The organism is Agrobacterium tumefaciens (genome assembly GCF_013337285.1).
GTDB lineage: Bacteria > Pseudomonadota > Alphaproteobacteria > Rhizobiales > Rhizobiaceae > Agrobacterium > Agrobacterium burrii.
The window spans coordinates 119305-134560 of record NZ_SUPW01000009.1; the positions used below are offsets into that span (position 1 = coordinate 119305).

Genomic DNA, 15256 nt, shown 5'->3' on the forward strand with positions numbered 1-15256 from the left:
ATGATCCAGCGCACACCCTATGCCGACGCCCTGACCTACGCGATCATGGTGGTAGGTTTTTTTCTCCTCATCGGCCCGTTCATCGTCGTCATTTCCGGCGCCAGCCAGACGATCCAGCAGGTCAATAGCGTACCGTTCAACTTCATGCCGCAAGGCGAATTTTTCACCAATGCCGAGGCAGCCTGGAAACGCGCCAATCTCGGCAACGCCCTTTTGAACAGCATGATCATGGCGACGCTGGTCACGATCGGCAAGGTAGCCCTTTCGGCCTGCACAGCCTTTGCCATCGTGTTCTTCCGCTCGCCGCTCAAACATCTGTTCTTCTGGACGGTGTTCATCACCCTGATGTTGCCGCTCGAAGTGCGTGTGGTGCCGACCTATTCCGTGGCCGCCGATCTTTTCCAGCCGTTCCGCGCCATTCTGGGGCTGTTCGGCATTGAGGTGACGGTCGAGTGGAACCTGCTGAACTCGTATGCCGGCCTCACTTTGCCGCTGGTCGCCACGGCCACCGGCACCTTCCTCTACCGGCAATTCTTCATGACGGTCCCTGACGAACTGGCCGAAGCCGCCCGCATGGACGGTTCAGGCGCCGTGCGCTTCTTTGTCGACATGCTGCTGCCGCTGTCGCGCACCAACATGCTGGCGCTCACAACCATCATGTTCGTTTATGCCTGGAACCAGTATCTGTGGCCGCTCTTGATGGTCACCGATCCCTCCTACAAGACGGTGATGATGTCGCTACGCGCGCTGTTGCCGGCCGAAGACGGCACGCCGGACTGGAACGTCACACTCGCCGGTTCCCTCATCATCATCACCCCGCCGCTTCTCGTCGTGGCCTTCCTGCAACGCTGGTTCGTCCGCGGCCTCGTCTCGTCCGACAAGTGACGGCACGGCGCGTGGTTTTCAACAACAAGGTTTTCCTATCATGGCTCAGATCGATATTCGCCAGGCCCGCAAATCCTATGGCAAGACCCAGACCCTGCACGGCGTAGATCTCTCTTTCGAATCCGGCGAATTCGTCGTCATTCTCGGCCCATCGGGCTGCGGAAAATCCACGCTTCTGCGGATGATCGCCGGGCTGGAAGAGATCACATCAGGCGAAATCGCCATTGGCGGGCGCGTCGTCAACAAGCTGGAACCGCGTGAGCGCGGCTGCGCCATGGTGTTCCAGAATTACGCGCTTTACCCGCATATGTCGGTCGCCGGCAATATTGGTTATGCACTGAAGGTCGCCGGTGTTGCCAAGGCCGAGCGCCTGCGCCGCATCGAAGAAACCGCAAAGATCGTCGGCCTTACCGATTATCTGGAGCGTAAGCCGGCCGCCCTTTCCGGCGGCCAGCGCCAGCGTGTGGCCATGGCCCGTGCGATCATCCGCGAACCGCAGGTCTTCCTGTTCGATGAGCCGCTCTCCAACCTCGACGCCAAGCTGCGTGTCACCATGCGCGCCGAAATCCGCAAGCTGCACCAGCGCCTTTCCGCCACCTCCGTCTTCGTCACCCATGATCAGGTGGAAGCCATGACGCTCGCCGACCGGCTGGTGGTGATGAACAAGGGCAACGTCGAACAGGTCGGCCATCCGCTCGATATCTATCACCGCCCGGCCACCACCTTTGTCGCATCCTTCATCGGTTCACCGGCCATGAACCTGTTTACAACAAGGGTCGAAGTCGAATCGCCTGCCGTGATGCTGGGTGGCGCGGCGGTCAGGCTCTTCCCTGAAACCGGTCTCGAACTGCGCGGCCGCGACGTAACCGTGGGCATCCGCCCGGAACAGTGCCTTGTCAGCACGGAAGAAGGCGCGGGCGTACCGGCGATCGTCGATTTCGTCGAAGAGCTCGGCTCCGGCCGCATCGTGCATGCCGAGATCGCCGGTGAAACCTTCTCCGCCGCAATCGGCGAAGACCTTTCGGTCAAACCCGGCCAGCGCATCCACCTCACCATGCCGCCTGCGCACCTGCATTTCTTCGACCCGGCCACCGGCAAGCGGATCGAAACGGAAGGAGCAAACGAAGCCAACAGCGTCGGCAAGGAGGCATTGCTGGCGGTCTAAAAGACAAGGCCTTTCGGCTTACCCCTTCACGCCTGACGAAATCATGATGGCCTCCGTCACGCGCCGCTGGAAGATGACGTAAGCGATGATGACCGGTAGCGCTGCCAGCATTGCAACGGCCATCAGCCGCGCATAGGCGACACCGAAGGCGTCGTTGACCTGGGTGATGCCGACGGGGATGGTCATCATGTTTTCCGAGGTGACGACGAGGAAGGGCCAGAAGAAGGCGTTCCACACGGAAATGAAGGTCACGATCGCCATGGCGGTCGTGATCCCCCAGTTGAGCGGCAGATAGACCCGGAACAGGATCGTGTATTCGCCGCCGCCATCCAGCACCACAGCCTCGCGCATCTCCTTCGGCACGCTGTCGAAGAACTGTTTGTAGACGATGATGACGATGGGGGTGATGAGCTGCGGCAGGATGATGCCCGCCCAGGTGTTGATGAGGTTGAGGTTCTTCATCAGGATGAACTGCGTGACGACAAGCGTCTGCGCCGGCACCATGAAACTTGCCAGCACGATGCCATAAAGCAGCCGCCGGCCGGGAAAGCGGATCTGCGACAGCGCATAGGCACACAGCATCGAAATGAACAGGACGGAGACCGTGACGATGACGGCGGTGCCAATGGAATTGACATACCAGGTCAGCAGCCGCGTGTTGAAGATCGCGTTTACGTAGGCGCCCAGCTGGAACTCATCCGGCAGCAGCGATGTGTTGCCGGCAACATTCTCATCGGAGCGAAGCGAGGTAACGAAACTCCAGTAGAGTGGAAAAATCCACACCAGCGCTGCCGAAAAGGTCAGCAGGGTAAGAACGATGTTCTCGAGTTTTCTGGTCGGGCTCATGAGTTCCTCCGGATGCGCAGCAACTGGAACTGGAGAACGGAAACAATGACGATCAACAGGAAAAGCACGGTCGCAACGGCCGAGGCATAACCGCCATTGTTCATCTGGAAGGCCTCCCGATAGACCTTGAGGAGAAGCACAAAGCTGGAATTGAACGGGCCGCCGCCGCTCAGAAGATAGATCTGGTCGAATATCTTCAGTTGCAGGATCAGTTGCAGCGTCAGGACGAGTGCCGTCACCGGCCACAGAAGCGGCCAGGTGACGCGGCGGAAGCGTTGCCAGGTCGTCGCGCCATCCAGCGCCGCCGCCTCATAAAGCTCGGTTGGAATATTGCGCAGGCCGGCTATGAAAAGCAGCACGTTAAAACCGTTTGTCCACCAGATGGTGACGACAGCGACCATCGGCATCACCCAATAGGGGTTCTTGAAGACAGCGACCGGCTTGCCCGCCAGCAGCGAAATGACCGGCTGCAGAACACCGAATTGCAGATCGAGCATCCAGGCCCAGATCTCCGTCACCACAGAAACCGGCAGCACGTAAGGCAGGAAAAACAGGCTCATGGCGATTGTCTGCCCGATGCCCGACAGCCGGCTGACGGCGAGTGAAATCATCAGCGCGATGATGGTGGTCGGCACCACGGTCAAGAGAACGAAATAACCGTTGTTCTTCAGCGAGGTGACAAACAGCCGGTCGCCCAGCAGTTTCGCGTAGTTCTCAAACCCGACCCAGTTTCCCTCGCCGATCAACGGCGCATCGGTAAAGCTGATGCGCACCATTTCGATCAGCGGATAAAGGAAGAAGGTGGCGAAGACGACGATAAATGGCGTCACCATCGACAGCGCGATCAGCGACTTCTTCCGCCGGTTTTCAATCATTGCCATTAAATGCCTCCGGGCCTCTGCGCATTGCGCGATGCCCTCCAGCCATTGGGGCCGGAGGGCAGGCGTGGATTACTTGAGTTTGCCCTGAAGTTCGGACTGGATCTGCTCGACGGCTTCCGCGCTGCCGACAAAACCCTGTATGGCCGGTGCGATGACGTTGAGCGCCGCGTCATAGGCCGGAGAGGCAACCCCGGTAATCGTGGTCTTGGGGTCAAACACCGCCGCCTCCGCCAGCGTGGCATAGGTGGCGTTTGGCTGCATGGCCTTATATTCGGGGCTTTCAGTAATCGATTTATAGGCTGGAATATGTCCGGCATCGGCCCAGCTGATGGCGTGTTTTTCCATCCAGCCGATCACCGTCATGACGGCGGCGCGTTTTTCGCCGGAAACCGTGTTGTCGCCTTCATTGGGGATTGCGAAAGCGTGGGAATCCGCCCAGGTGGCGCGTTTGCCCATCAAAGGCGGCACTTCCACCGCACTCCATTTGAAACCGAGCTTGCCGTTCTTTTCCAGATCCTTGTAAGTCGGCACTTCCCAGACGCCATTCAGCTGGAAGGCGGATTTGCCGGCGGAAAACAGCGCCACCGAGGCCTCATATTCCGCCTGTTCCGGCGCCCAGCCGTTTTCCCGCCATCTGGACATTGTGTCGATGGCTTTGGCGGCCTTTTCGGCATTGTCGCCGGCCAGAACCTCCTTGCCGGTGACGAGTTCGCCACCCTGCTGCGACAGCAGCGTGTAAAACACCCGCCAGACCCCGCCTTCACCGCCCGACTGATAGGTGATCGGCGTTTGCACGCCATTTTCCTTCGCCCAGGCCAGCGCCTTTTCGAAATCCTCGATCGTCTTGATGCCGGTCAGCTTGCCTTCGGCATCGAGATAGGGAGAGCCCTTCAGAAGATCGGCATTGTAATAAAGAACGAGGGCGTGAATATCGAACGGCACGGCGTAAAGCTTGCCGTCCTGGGTGGCCGCCTCCACCGGTGCGCTGAAGAAATCTTCCGTCTTCAACCCGGCATCTTCAAGATCCTTCGCGGTGATTTCGCTCAGCACTTTTTCTTCAAGGCCAAGCGGCGCGCGCGACAGGTGATAGGTCATGATATCCGGTCCCGCGCCCACCGCAGAGGCCGTTCGCACCTTGGTGTAAAAGGGAACGCCCCATTCCAGCGTCGTGCCCTTGATCTGGATATCGGGATGTTCCTTGTTGAAGGCCTCGATCAGCGCCTTCATGCGCACGCCGTCACCACCGGCCAGAAAGTCCCACCAGATGATATCCTGTTTCGCAAGCGCCGGCATGGCGGTCAAACCCAGAACCGTGCCGATAAGCAATGTCTTGATCAATCGCATCGTTATTCCTCCCGTTTCTTGAAACACCCCGTCAGGGGATGGTTTGCTGCATCGACAGGCGCCTCCTCGCGCCTATCGCAACCTTTTGCCGTCGCTATCGAAAACCAGAATCCTGTCGGGCGAGGCGCTGAGCGAGACGGACCGGCCATCCAGCTGCTCCCGGGAGCCCTGCCGCTGCACGACAAGCTCCTTTCCCGCCCCGGTGCGGGTGTAGAGGTAAGACAGATCGCCAAGCTCCTCTGCCACCTCGACGATGACAGGCAAGGCGCCTTCATCCGTGATCGCCAGATGTTCGGGCCTGATGCCGATCTCGAGCCGCTGGCCGGGCGAAACCGGCTGTGACAACCGCGCTTCGAGAGGCCGCTCGCCGCCTTCGAGCGTCAGCGTCACGCGGCCATCGCGCTGCTCCACCACATCGGCCTGCAGGAAATTCATCGCCGGCGACCCGATGAAGCCCGCCACGAAACGATTGTCGGGATCGTCATAAAGCGTGAGCGGTGCCCCCGCCTGCTGCACGATGCCGCCCTTCAGCACGAAGATCCTGTCGGCAAGCGTCATCGCCTCCACCTGATCATGCGTGACATAGATCATGGTCGCGCCGAGCTTGCGGTGAAGCCGTGTCAGTTCCAGCCGCATCTGGACACGCAGTTCCGCGTCCAGATTGGACAGGGGTTCATCGAACAGAAAGACCTTCGGCTGTCGCACGATGGCGCGGCCGATGGCCACACGCTGCCTCTGGCCGCCGGAAAGCTGGGAGGGCCTTTTGTGCAGATGTTCGTCGAGCTGCAGGATACGGGCGGCCTCGCCCACCCTCTCATTCACCTCCGCCTTCGGCCGGCGGGCAAGCCGCAGGCTGAAAGCCATGTTCTCGAACACCGTCAGATGCGGATAGAGCGCATAGTTCTGGAAGACCATCGCCACGCCGCGATCCGCCGGTTCGACCGCTGTGACGTCGCGGTCGTCAATGGCGATACGGCCGCCACTGGTTTCCTCAAGCCCGGCGATCATGCGCAACAGGGTGGATTTTCCGCAACCGGAAGGCCCCACGAACACCGCGAAGCTGCCAGTCGGGATTTCCATCGAGACGTCCCGGATCGCTGCGAACGATCCGAAGGACTTGGCGATATTGTTGAGACGGACACCCATGACCGCCTCACTGAACCTTCAGGCGCAGCACATGATAGGACAGCGCCGGCACGGAGCCTTTGAGCGCCCCATCCTCGACGGCGACACCGCTGCCCGGCACCGGCACGACGCGGTCGGGCTGGTCGGGGCCGTTTCCGACCCGCAGGTCATATCCCGCCATCGCAAGATGCAAGCTGAGCGACGCGGACGAAAAGCCGGTAAGGCTGACATTGAGCTCTGCCGCCTCGGTGAGATGGCGGTTGAGGACAAACAGCGTCACCACGCCCTCGTTTTCATCGAACACGCCCGCGACATCGAGATATTTGACGTCGTCAGCCGCGTTGCAATCATAGGTCGGGCAATCGACCGCGACATTCAGCGCAACACCACGGCCATAAAGCGAGGCGAACTGATAGGGATAATAGATCGTCTGGCGCCAGGCTGGCCCGTTCTTTTCCGCGCGGATGGGGGCGATGACGTTGACGAGCTGGGCGATGCAGGCGATGCGCACCCGGTCTGAGCGGCGAATAAACTCATTGAGCAGGCCGGCAACGAAGAGAGCATCCTCGAAATTATAGGTCTCTTCCAGCAGCGCCGGCGCTTCCGGCCAGTCCCAGCTCTTGATGCGTTTGCTGTCGTCTTCACGGATATGGTACCAGACGTTCCATTCGTCGAAGCAGATGGAGACATCGTTCTTGGCGCGCTTCTTGGCCTTTACATAGTCGATGACGCCGGCAATCGTCTGGATATAACGACCGGTCTCTTCGATCTTGCCGAAATAATTCAGCGTGTCGCGGCTGTTATTGCCGAAATATTTGTGCAGCGAGATATGATCGACATTCTCGTAGCATTCTTCCAGCACCTCGCGTTCCCATTCGGGATAGGTCGGCATGCCGTCGTTGGAACTGCCGCAAACAATCGCTTCAATTGTCGGGTCGAAGCCTTTGAAAGCCTTGGCGGTTTCATTGGCCAGCCGGCCATATTCCACCGCCGTCTTGTGGCCGATCTGCCAGGGGCCGTCCATCTCGTTGCCGAGGCACCACATCTTCACGCCATGCGGTTTCTCTGTGCCGTGGCTGCGGCGCAGATCGCTAAGTTCGGTGCCACCAGGAAAATTCACATATTCAAGGAAGTTGCGGGCATCATCCAGGCCGCGGGAGCCGAGATTGACGGCCAGCATCATCTCGATGCCGGCCATTGAGGCCCAGTCCGCAAATTCGTTGACGCCAATCTGGTTGGTTTCCTTCGACCGCCAGGCAAGGTCCAGGCGGATAGGCCGCTTGTCGCGGGGACCAATGCCGTCTTCCCAGCGATAGGCCGATACGAAATTGCCACCGGGATAACGGATGGCGGGAATTTTCAGGTCCTGCACAAATTTCAGGACATCCCGGCGAAAGCCGTTCTCATCCGCCTGCGGATGGCCAGGCTCGTAAATCCCGCCATAGATCGCACGCCCCATATGCTCGATGAAGGCGGAATATAGGCGATCGTCGATACGCCCAATCCGGAAATCCCGGTGGACTGAAACCCGCGCTTTCATAGGCTCTCCTCCCTGCGCATTTATATCTTAAAATATGGTATGAACCATATTTGATAATATAGTTGCCGAGGGAATCCGCGCCTGTCAACCGCGAAAATCATACTTTTAAAATTTGAAATGCTCAGTCTGCCGTGCGCAGGCGCAGGACGATGTCCTGATCGTAATTTCCGAAACCCCGGCCGAAGATATTCAGCCCGCCCGGATGTTTCGCGTCGGCCTTGACCTCGATGCGCAGCCGGATGGAACGATGGCTCACCAGATCGATATCCTCAAGCGTCACATCCGAGATGCGGGTGCCGTCGACATAGGTTCCCTGCGCGGTGATGCGCCAGGTTTTGAGCATGCCATATTGGGAACCGGAGAGTTTCCACCAATCGGGCGTATACACACCCCGCTTGTCACCGAAGTCACCCGGCGAGGTCCACACGCCGATTTCCCTGCCATTGACGGAGAGGGTTATGTCCGATGGCCAGTTGCTGTGCGTTCCCGGCACCTCGGAACTGACCTCCATCGAAAACTCGATTTCCTCGACGTTTCGGCCTTGAATCTTGGCATTATTGGGGAATTGATATTCCACGAAGCCCGACGTCAACCATAAGAGCGCCGTCTTCATACGATCAGGGTCCATGAACGTATCGGGCACATCGAGAAGCCCGATAATACCATCAGGCGAACAGATGCCGCAGGGTGCCGTTACCGAACTCTGCGTATAGAGACCAAGCGGCATGGCCACCGCAATGTAATTGGAGGCGGCCGGCGTCTCGGGTTTTCGGAACGATACGATGAGTTCATCGCAGGTGGCGAAGCAGATTTTCTGGCTGCCCTTGCGCGCCTTGCGCGTCTCGGTTCGCAGCAACCCGGCTTCTTCAAGAACCGCCACGCCGGCGGAAACGGTGGACTGGGGTAACTCCAGTCGCTGCGCGATCTCGTTGACATTCAGACCGCTCGTCTCATGCAGCAGCTTCAATATCTGCACGCGGATCAACGATGCGGCCGCTTTCAGGACATCGAATTCTTTTTCAGCATCAACCAGGAGGAAATTGGGGGCCATTCTCTAATCTTCAGATTTATCGATCCAGATCAGGATTTCTGGCTTAAATACCCTATACTTGTCCAGTGTTGTTTATCGTTCAGGCATATCTGAAGGTTAAAGGCATGAAAAAGGCATCGCCACGCAGCTTTGAGGCCACGTGGCGATGCCCCTTTTGTCGTCAACCGCGCTTGCGCAGGGTCCGCGTGCCGGTGTCGACAAGATTCTGCGCCGCTTCATCCACGCTGGCGCGGCCAAAGGCGAGTGAGTCGGCGATGGGGCGCATCACACCACGGTCGAACTCGTTGGCTCCGATCGGGGCGGGTTCCGGATAGGCATCGGTCTTTCCGGACAGGCTTTCGATGTAGTCCACCGTCTTTCGCTCGGTATCGTTGAGGCTCGGCAACACCGCCTCACGCACCTTCTTCGCCGGCGGCACGCCGCGTTCCACGCCGAGAACCTTGCCGGCTTCCAGATCGTTGACGAAGAAGTTGATGAACTTCGCCGCCGCTTCCGGATTGGTCGAGGTGGACGATATGCACCAGATAAGCCCCGGCCGGTAATAATGCCCGGTCGGCTTGCCAGCCCCCTCACCCGGCAGCATGCCGATGGACAGCGTTTTCTTGTTGAGCGCCTGATAACCCACAAGCTGGTTGGAATAGGCAAAACCCGTGGCGGAATTGCCCAGCGTCAAGGCGTTGGATTCGATGGTATTGTCATCACGCGTCTGAATATCGGCGGAAACGCAGAGCTTTTCCTCGCGCAGCTTTTCCCAATAGGCGAACCATTCCTTGGCGTCTTCCTTGTTGAAGCCGATGGTGCCATCCTGAAACAGCAGCTTGCCGCGCTGGCGAAGCCAGACATCGAAGACATAATGATAACGCGCACCATAGGGAATGGCCCAATAATTGCGCCGCGCCGGACCGTTTTTCTTGAAATCGCGCGCTAGTTCCGCCAGCGCCGTCCAGGTGATCTGCCCTTCCGGCATGGAAACGCCGGCTTCCTTCAGCGCTTCGGCATCATACATCATGCAGAAGGAGTTCAGCCCGAGACCGACGCCGTAGAGCTTGCCGTCAATGCGGCACAGATCGATCTCGCTTTTGCCGAAGTTGGAAAGATCAAGCGACGAACCGACGAACTTGTCCAGTTCCATGCAGGCGCCACGGCCGGAATAATCGGCGATGGTGGATGGTTCCAACTGGAAGATATCGGCGACATTGCGTCCGGCCATTGAGGTCGCAAGCTTGGTCCAATAGTCGGAGCCGGCGATCATTTCGCCGCTGACCACCGTCTGCGGATCGGCCTTCTGGTAAAGGGCGATCACATCATTGGTGCGTTTGTTGCGATCGGCTGATCCCCACCACACGCAACGAAGCCGGGTCTCTGCCGCCAGCGCGCGAAAACCGCCCGCCGCGACCCCAAGACCGGCCAGCGCCGCCGTCACCAAAAATCCACGTCTATCGATAGTTTGCATCTGCTCCTCCCGCGTTTTGCAAATTTTTCACTGACTACTTAATTCTTGCAAATTTTCTGTATTTGCAATATTTGCATCATATTAGATTTTTTTGCAAGCGCAGGAGACGACATGAACGATACGCCCGACATCAGCCGCCCGCGCCAGTCGGATATCGCCCAGCGCGCCGGCGTCTCCATCAGCACCGTCTCTCGTGTTCTCGCCGGGGAAAAAGGCATCAGCGCTTCGATCCAGACCAAGGTTTTGGGGGTTGCGGCGGAACTTGGTTATCCGCTGCGACCGGTCACCAGCCAGACTGGCGGCGTGCCGCTGGAGGGCAAAAAGGTTCTCGCCCTGATGTCCGCCGAACGGGCAACCGGCGATATCGGCGCTTTTTATCACGACATTTTCGACATGCTGCGCAACCTCGCCCAGACGGACGGATTTGAACTCGATATCCGGCTGCTGCACCAGAAACAGGTGGATGACGCCCTGACGCAGCGGGTCTGCGAGGCGGACGGCCTTCTTGCTATCGGTCTCGACCCCGAAGAGGAGATCATCCATCGCATTACCCAGGGTGTGCTGCAGCCGGTTCTGGTCAACAGCGCCGACCCGTCGATGACGCTGGATTGCGTTTCGCCCTCCAACTTTTACGGCGGCGCGATGGCGGCGCGGCGGCTTCTGGAACTCGGCCACCGCAAGGTCGCCTATATCGGCCCGCACCACCGCCACACCATACGCGAGCGCATGCGCGGCTTCCGCCACACCATCCTCGAACAGGAGGGAACCATTTATGAGGAATTCCTGCTGACGACGGTGGATAGCGGCTTTGGACAAGCGGGCGATGCGGTTCGCCAGCTACTGGCCAAAAACCCTGACCTGACAGGCATTTTCTGCATGAATGATGCCATTGCGCTCGGCGCGCTGGGGGCAGCGCAGGAGCTTGGTCTTGCCGTTCCGGATGATCTTTCCATCATCGGCTTCGATGACCTGCCCTTTGCCGAACTCTCCACCCCGCGCCTCAGCACCATCCGCGTCGACCGCCGTGAAATCGCCCGCGAGGCGGTGGAACTGATGCGCCGCCGGCTGACGGAGCCTTCCGCCAATGCCCGGCAGGTTCAGCTGGGCGTGCAGCTGGTGGAAGGACAGACCGCCGGACAGGCGAAAAAGACGGGAAAGGCGATACGTCATGCATGATGCGGCAAACAATGATCCGATGACCCGTTTCAATCCGCTCTACGGCAATCCGCTTAAAACCCGCGCCGATGTCAGAAAGGCGCTGGATGACAGTTTCGCACCGCTCCTGCCCTATTTTTCAGAGAGCGGCGCAAGGGTGACGCTCAGCGGCACTGCCGCGCATTTTGACCGGGCGGCGGCAGATCTGGAGGGATTTGCCCGGCCGCTCTGGGGCATCGCGCCGCTGGCGCTCAGTGGCGATACGTTCGACCATTGGCCGCTTCTGGCAAAAGGCATCGCCAACGGCACCGATCCCGCCCATCCCGATTATTGGGGCGACGTGCGCCAGAAGGATCAGCGGCTGGTGGAACTTGCAGCTCTGGGCTTCGCGCTTCGGCTTGCGCCACAACATCTTTGGGAACCCCTCTCCGACGCGCAGAAGGACAATGTCCGCCGCTATCTGCTCACCGCCCGCGAGCGCAATTATGCCGATAATAACTGGAAGTTCTTCCGGGTGATGGTCGACATGGCGCTCGATCATCTGGGCATAGATTTCGATCGCAGCCTGACGGACACCTTCCAGGCGGAGCTGGACGGCTTCTACATTGCCGATGGCTGGTATCGTGACGGCGATTATCGCCGCATCGACCACTATATCGCCTTCGCCATGCATTTTTACGGCCTGATCTACGCGAAACTCAGCAAGCCTGATGATGCTTATGCCGAACGTTACCGTGAACGCGCCCGCCTGTTTGCCGGCGATTTTGCCAGCTGGTTCGATGAGGATGGCGGCGCGCTCGCCTTCGGCCGGTCCATGACCTATCGTTTCGCCTGTGGTGGCTTCTGGGCCGGCCTTGCCTTTGCCGATGAAGAAGCCCTGCCCTGGGGCGAGATCAAGGGGCTTTATCTGCAGCATCTGCGCTGGTGGGCGCAAAAGCCGATCGCCGACCGCGACGGCGTTCTCTCCATCGGTTACGCCTACCCGCAGCTGACCATGTCGGAAAGCTATAATTCGGCCGGTTCGCCCTATTGGGCCTTCAAGGCCTTCCTGCCGCTCGCCTTGCCGGAAAGCCACCCCTTCTGGCAGGCGGAAGAAAAGCTGCCCGAAACCTCCACCAAACCACGGCCGCTCATTCATCCCGGCATGGTGATGATGCGGACCAAAGGCAACGTAACGGCACTTTCCAGCGGACAGGAAACCCTCTCCATGCGCGGCGGGTCGGAGAAATATGCCAAATTCGCCTATTCCTCGCGCTATGGTTTTGGTGTGGAAGTGGATGAGCGCGGCTTCAAGACCAATGGTTTTGACAATATGCTGGCCTTCTCTGATGACGGCCTGCATTACCGCGTGCGCGAAACCAACGAAAAGGTTCTGCTGGCCGGGGACAATCTGCGGGCGACATGGAGACCGTTCCCCGATGTCGCGGTTGAAACGACGCTGGTTGCCGCCGGCGACTGGCACATCCGGCTGCACCGGATCACCACCGCCCGGCCGCTTTCGGTCACCGAAGGCGGCTTCGCCATCCATCGGAATGACGGCGACAGCGATGCCGTAACCGAGACGGCCGGCCATGCATCGGCGGATTGCGGCACCGACATTTCCGCGATCATCGATCTCGGCTCTGTCATATCCCGCCAAGGCGTCGCACTGAAGGCGCTGCCCAATACCAACCTCGTCAATGCCAAAACCACGGTGCCGCAATTGCGCGGTGATATTCCAGCCGGCGAAACTCTGCTTGCCTGCGCCGTCTTCGCGGGATTGACCGGGCCTGAAAGCAAAAACGCCCTGGCAGCTGTTCCGGCACTTCCGGACATCAGGGCGCTCGACCGCCTGTTTGCGGAACGCGGCGTCCCGGTCAGCAGCATGGCGGCGACGGGAGAGCCACGATGACGAGCCCGCTTCCGCGTCTCAGCCTTGCCATGGACCCGGAGCGGACGCAGCATGTGCTGACACCACAGGCGCTCGAAAGGCTGTCGCGGAGCGTCGATATCATCGATATCAACCGGATCTGCGACTTTCACGATCCATCGGTAAAAGACCAGCTGGAACGGACGGATACTCTCCTGACCGGCTGGGGCTGTCCCGATATCGGCGCACGGGAGTTGGCGTTGATGCCAAGGCTCAAGCTGATTTCCCATGCTGCCGGCACGGTGAAATATTTCCTCTCGCAGGCGGTCTTTGAGCGCGGCATCACCGTGTGCAGCGCGGCGGAAGCCAATGCGCAGCCGGTCGCCGAATTTACGCAGGCGATGATCCTGCTTGCCGGCAAGCGCGTATTCAGCTTCCGACGGTTTTATGGAAACGATCGCGGACGGGAAAACGTCGATCGCCTGCAATCGCAGGCCATCGGCAATCTTGGCCTGACGGTCGGCGTGGTCGGCGCATCGCGCATCGGGCGTCGGGTCATCAATCTGCTGAAACCCTTCGATCTCGACATCATCCTTTTCGACCCGTTTTTAAGCGCAACAGAGGCGGACCGCCTTGGCGTGCGGCTGGTAACGCTTGATGCGCTGATGGCAATGAGCGACGTCATTTCGCTGCATGCACCGTCGCTGCCGCAGACCCGGCATATGATCGGCGCGGAAGCGCTTGCCCGGATGAAGGATGGCGCAACCCTGATCAACACGGCACGCGGTGCGCTCGTCGATGAAGAGGCGCTGCTGGCGGAACTAAAAACCGGGCGTATCGAAGCCGTCATCGATGTGACCGATCCGGAAGTGCCGCCGCCGGACTCTGCCTTCTACAGCCTGCCCAACGTCTTCCTGACGCCGCACATCGCCGGCGCCATTGGCCTCGAACGCGCCAGGCTGGGCGACATGGCAATCGCGGAAATCGAACGCTTCTGTCAGGGCGCTGCACTTGAACAGCAGGTACGGCCGGAACATCTGGAACTGATCGCATGAGAATTTTCGAGCCGGGCCTCTGCTCCGTCACCTTCCGCTCCCTGTCGCCGCAGGAGGTCATCGACCTTGCCGTCGCAAACGGCATCAGGGCAATCGAATGGGGCGCGGATATCCATGTGCCGCCAGGCGACCTCAAAAACGCAAGGGATGTGGCCGAGCGGACCGCTAAAGCGGGCCTCACCGTATCCTCCTACGGCTCCTACATCTTCGCACCGGATTTTACGCGGCAAGATTTGACCGCCGTTCTCGAAACCGCCAAAGCGCTCGGCACCGGCCATATCCGTATCTGGCCGGGCCAGCGCAAACGTCCCTCCACGGACTACTCTTCCGCCGAGCGCCGCACGGCGACCGAGGCACTGGCAGAGATCGCCCGCCATGCGCAAGATTACGGCATGACGATCGGGCTGGAATATCACCCCAATTCACTGACGGACACCCTGCCCTCAGCCCTGCAACTGGCGCAGGATTTGGCCGCGCCCAATCTCTTTTTCTACTGGCAGCCGGCACCCGGCCTGCCGCTCGAAAAGGCGCTCGCTGAAATATCGGAAATCGGCTCACGCATCTGCCATCTGCACGTCTTTGCATGGCTTGCCGACACCAGCCGTCTGCCGCTTGCCGAGCGCGCGGATTATTGGCGGTCGTGTGTCGAGGCGTTGCCGCAGAGCGAATGGACAAAACCGGCTTATGCGATGCTGGAATTCGTCAGGGGTGATGACATCGGCCAATTTGCGGAAGATGCGGTGACGCTCAGCGAGATCCTCGCCGGTCATACCGATTAGTGCACGACTTCAACCTCACACTCGACGTCATCCTCGGCCCTGCGCCGGGGATTTAATCACGTTGAACAAAATCAACACGTTGCAGATCCTCGGGACAAGCCCGAGGATGAAGAACGCAAGCTTTGCGG

The 15256-nt window shown here is 59.5% G+C and carries 13 protein-coding genes; 6 read left to right on the forward strand and 7 right to left on the reverse strand.

The window, feature by feature from the left end; all coding sequences use genetic code 11:
* Both FCH38_RS20460 and FCH38_RS20465 read left to right on the forward strand, forming a co-directional pair.
* Complete coding sequence (locus FCH38_RS20460; RefSeq protein WP_174374956.1) at window positions 1-885, forward strand: ABC transporter permease subunit; 885 nt, start codon at window positions 1-3, stop codon at window positions 883-885.
* Between the two features lie 40 nt (window positions 886-925).
* A complete protein-coding gene (locus tag FCH38_RS20465) occupies window positions 926-2050 on the forward strand; it encodes a sn-glycerol-3-phosphate import ATP-binding protein UgpC (RefSeq protein WP_174374957.1) in 1125 nt (374 codons plus the stop codon).
* A gap of 18 nt (window positions 2051-2068) precedes the next feature.
* Here FCH38_RS20465 and FCH38_RS20470 read toward each other — a convergent pair whose 3' ends face one another.
* The 7 genes from FCH38_RS20470 to FCH38_RS20500 all read right to left on the reverse strand — a co-directional run bounded on the left by FCH38_RS20470 (window position 2069) and on the right by FCH38_RS20500 (window position 10290).
* Window positions 2069-2896, reverse strand: coding sequence for a carbohydrate ABC transporter permease (locus FCH38_RS20470; protein WP_046800433.1), 828 nt, complete (start codon window positions 2894-2896; stop codon window positions 2069-2071).
* On the reverse strand, window positions 2893-3777 hold the full coding sequence (locus FCH38_RS20475) for a carbohydrate ABC transporter permease (protein ID WP_046800432.1): 885 nt from the start codon (window positions 3775-3777) through the stop codon (window positions 2893-2895). Before FCH38_RS20475 ends, FCH38_RS20470 begins: the two co-directional genes overlap by 4 nt.
* Window positions 3778-3846: 69 nt before the next feature.
* Window positions 3847-5121 (reverse strand): extracellular solute-binding protein, encoded by a 1275-nt coding sequence (locus FCH38_RS20480; protein ID WP_149901431.1) that lies wholly within the window; start codon window positions 5119-5121, stop codon window positions 3847-3849.
* Between the two features lie 72 nt (window positions 5122-5193).
* Window positions 5194-6267 (reverse strand): ABC transporter ATP-binding protein, encoded by a 1074-nt coding sequence (locus tag FCH38_RS20485; protein WP_153516715.1) that lies wholly within the window; start codon window positions 6265-6267, stop codon window positions 5194-5196.
* A gap of 7 nt (window positions 6268-6274) precedes the next feature.
* Window positions 6275-7786 carry an alpha-N-arabinofuranosidase gene (locus FCH38_RS20490; RefSeq protein WP_153516714.1) on the reverse strand — a complete coding sequence of 504 codons (1512 nt, stop codon included), beginning with the start codon at window positions 7784-7786 and terminating at the stop codon, window positions 6275-6277.
* Window positions 7787-7907: 121 nt separating this feature from the next.
* Window positions 7908-8837 carry an ArsR/SmtB family transcription factor gene (locus tag FCH38_RS20495; RefSeq protein WP_149901434.1) on the reverse strand — a complete coding sequence of 310 codons (930 nt, stop codon included), beginning with the start codon at window positions 8835-8837 and terminating at the stop codon, window positions 7908-7910.
* Window positions 8838-8997: 160 nt separating this feature from the next.
* On the reverse strand, window positions 8998-10290 hold the full coding sequence (locus FCH38_RS20500; protein WP_153516713.1) for an ABC transporter substrate-binding protein: 1293 nt from the start codon (window positions 10288-10290) through the stop codon (window positions 8998-9000).
* Between the two features lie 111 nt (window positions 10291-10401).
* Here FCH38_RS20500 and FCH38_RS20505 point away from each other — a divergent pair, with 111 nt between their 5' ends.
* Genes FCH38_RS20505 through FCH38_RS20520 form a run of 4 tightly spaced genes read left to right on the forward strand, consistent with a single transcriptional unit; the run spans window position 10402 to window position 15128 of the window.
* Entirely contained in the window at window positions 10402-11466 is a 1065-nt protein-coding gene (locus FCH38_RS20505) for a LacI family DNA-binding transcriptional regulator (RefSeq protein ID WP_174374958.1), read from the forward strand.
* Window positions 11459-13336 (forward strand): DUF2264 domain-containing protein, encoded by a 1878-nt coding sequence (locus tag FCH38_RS20510; RefSeq protein WP_174374959.1) that lies wholly within the window; start codon window positions 11459-11461, stop codon window positions 13334-13336. The genes FCH38_RS20505 and FCH38_RS20510 overlap by 8 nt, the downstream gene beginning before the upstream one ends.
* Window positions 13333-14349, forward strand: a complete 1017-nt coding sequence (locus FCH38_RS20515; RefSeq protein WP_174374960.1) for a hydroxyacid dehydrogenase — start codon at window positions 13333-13335, stop codon at window positions 14347-14349. The genes FCH38_RS20510 and FCH38_RS20515 overlap by 4 nt, the downstream gene beginning before the upstream one ends.
* On the forward strand, window positions 14346-15128 hold the full coding sequence (locus FCH38_RS20520; protein WP_174374961.1) for a sugar phosphate isomerase/epimerase family protein: 783 nt from the start codon (window positions 14346-14348) through the stop codon (window positions 15126-15128). The genes FCH38_RS20515 and FCH38_RS20520 overlap by 4 nt, the downstream gene beginning before the upstream one ends.
* The last annotated feature ends 128 nt before the right edge of the window (window positions 15129-15256 follow it).